We start from the raw sequence: 2,035 nt of genomic DNA, 5'->3' as shown, positions 1-2,035 counted from the left end.
GCGTCGGCGCATCGGCGACGACGAATCGGCCACGGCGAGTCGGCGAATCGGCCACGAAGTCGGGCCACTTAGGGCAAGCGCGACGCTCCCCTTGTCACCGGGTCATGGCACAATCCGTCAGAGACGAACCTTGAAACTAGGCGGTGAGTTCACCATGTTCCTGGCGGCTGACAAAGGCGATATCACCACCATCATCGGCGGCATCGCGCCGGACTGGGGCCCGTTCGGCTCCCTGGGCCAGGAGGCCCGGATCATGATCGAGGTCATCATGGCCGTGGCCATCCTGCTCTGCCTCGGCATCGCGATCTGGGGCGCGGCCAAACAGCGCATCGGCGCAACAGCCCTCCGCGACACCTTCAGCGCCGAGCAAGGCAAAGGGCTGATCGTCGCCGGACTGACCGGCGTGTTCATCATCGGCTCGCTCGGCACCCTGTTCACCATCGTCTACGGCATGGCGGTCTAGCGACCGTCCACGGCACGGCAATCACGCCGACCGGCCGCGGCAAGGCGCCGTTCGGACCGCCCCGCCACCGACACCCGGGTGCGCCCGCGCCCGCTCACCCAGGAGTTCCATGGACATCGTGAACCCCGCCCTCGACGACTATCTGCTGGCCCACTGCACGCCGGCCGACGAGATCCTCCGCGACCTCGTCGAGGAGACCCACGAGCGCGTGCCGGACTTCCCCACCATGCAGATCACGCACGACGAGGGCGAGTTCCTCACGATGCTGGTACGGCTGACAGGGGCCGAGACCGCGGTCGAGGTCGGCGTGTTCACCGGCTACTCCTCCGTCTGCATCGCACGCGGCCTGCCCGCCGACGGGCGGCTGATCGCCTGCGACGTCTCGGAGGAGTGGACGTCCATCGCCCGCCGCTACTGGCAGCGCGCCGGCCTCACCGACCGCATCGAACTGCACCTCGCGCCCGCCCTCGACACGCTGAGCGGGCTGCCGCAGGAGGAGTTCGTGGACTTCGCGTTCATCGACGCGGACAAGGTCGGCTACCCGGCGTACTACGAGGCGCTGGTACCCCGGCTGCGGCCCGGCGGGCTGATCGTGCTGGACAACGTGTTGCGCGCGGGCCGCGTCGTGGACCCGGCCGCGCAGGACGAGGCGGACGTCGCCATCCGCAAGATCAACGACACGATCACGGCGGACGCCCGCATGGAGTCCGTCATGCTGCCCCTGCGCGACGGCGTCACCCTGGCACGCAAGCGCGCCTAGCAGGCCACCGGGCGGGCCTGGTCGGACCGGGAGACCGGGACCGGCCGGAGCCGCGCCACCGGGCTCACGCCGCCGTGCCCCGCGCACTCACCCCTTGCTCTGGCCGAACGGATCGACCTCGGTCAGCAGCTTGTCGATCCGTGCCTTGTCCACCCTGTTCGTCACCTCCGACACCTCCTGCCGGTCCCGTACGCACTTGGCCAGCGTGAACGCGGAGGACACCACGAAAACGAGCCCGAGCCCGAGATACCCGCGCTCCCACGGGCCTACCGGCAGCCGCACGATCCCGACGAGCAGCGCCACCAGCGACACCCCGAAAGCAATCGCCGACTGCACGAAGAACGCCGCGGTGGTGGGTCTCTGAACGGAAGGAGTCACATCAGTCATACCCCGCAGCGTGCCGCCCCGCGGCACCCCGCACATGGGTACAGGTACTCAAACCCCGCCCGGTCATCCGGAGCACCGGGGGCGCACCAGTGCGCGGAAGCCGCCCGCAACGTGCGCGCCCTCGCACCACGAGCGGCAAGGACACGGACGGCGCACCGGCGCGGTGTTCGAAATGCTGCCGTTCACCTGGCTTGCACACGGCACATGCGCGGTGTGACCCCGCTACCGTCATCTGAGGGGACAATGCACTGACGGCAGTTGAGCGACAGAGGTCGAGGGGGCCAGGCCGGCATGAACATCGGCGGCGGCGACGAGTACGACGCGCGTACTCGCACCAGCGAAGGCGTGCCCGGCGCCCGTGATGGCGCACGGACAACGACTCGAACACGCCTACCAGGCAGCGAAGGCGGCGCCAACCGCCCACC

The 2,035-nt window shown here is 69.4% G+C and carries 3 protein-coding genes; 2 read left to right on the top strand and 1 reads right to left on the bottom strand.

Going from position 1 to position 2,035, the window contains the following annotated elements:
• The first annotated feature begins 154 nt into the window (after positions 1–154).
• Together KBY19_RS35795 and KBY19_RS35790 are read left to right on the top strand one after the other, a co-directional pair.
• A complete protein-coding gene (locus tag KBY19_RS35795) occupies positions 155–463 on the top strand; it encodes a hypothetical protein (protein WP_099882465.1) in 309 nt (102 codons plus the stop codon).
• A gap of 109 nt (positions 464–572) precedes the next feature.
• The gene (locus KBY19_RS35790; protein ID WP_210967512.1) at positions 573–1,223 is read left to right on the top strand and encodes an O-methyltransferase; all 651 of its coding nucleotides are present in this window, start codon (positions 573–575) and stop codon (positions 1,221–1,223) included.
• Between the two features lie 87 nt (positions 1,224–1,310).
• Here the strand turns inward: KBY19_RS35790 and KBY19_RS35785 are convergent, their stop codons facing one another.
• A complete protein-coding gene (locus tag KBY19_RS35785; protein ID WP_180289680.1) occupies positions 1,311–1,610 on the bottom strand; it encodes a YiaA/YiaB family inner membrane protein in 300 nt (99 codons plus the stop codon).
• Positions 1,611–2,035: the final 425 nt, after the last annotated feature.

Origin of the sequence: Streptomyces sp. B15, from assembly GCF_018070605.1 — a bacterium.
Lineage (GTDB): Bacteria > Actinomycetota > Actinomycetes > Streptomycetales > Streptomycetaceae > Streptomyces > Streptomyces smyrnaeus.
The sequence above is the reverse complement of the archived record's forward strand: the minus strand, read 5'-3'. Positions and strand labels throughout refer to the sequence as shown.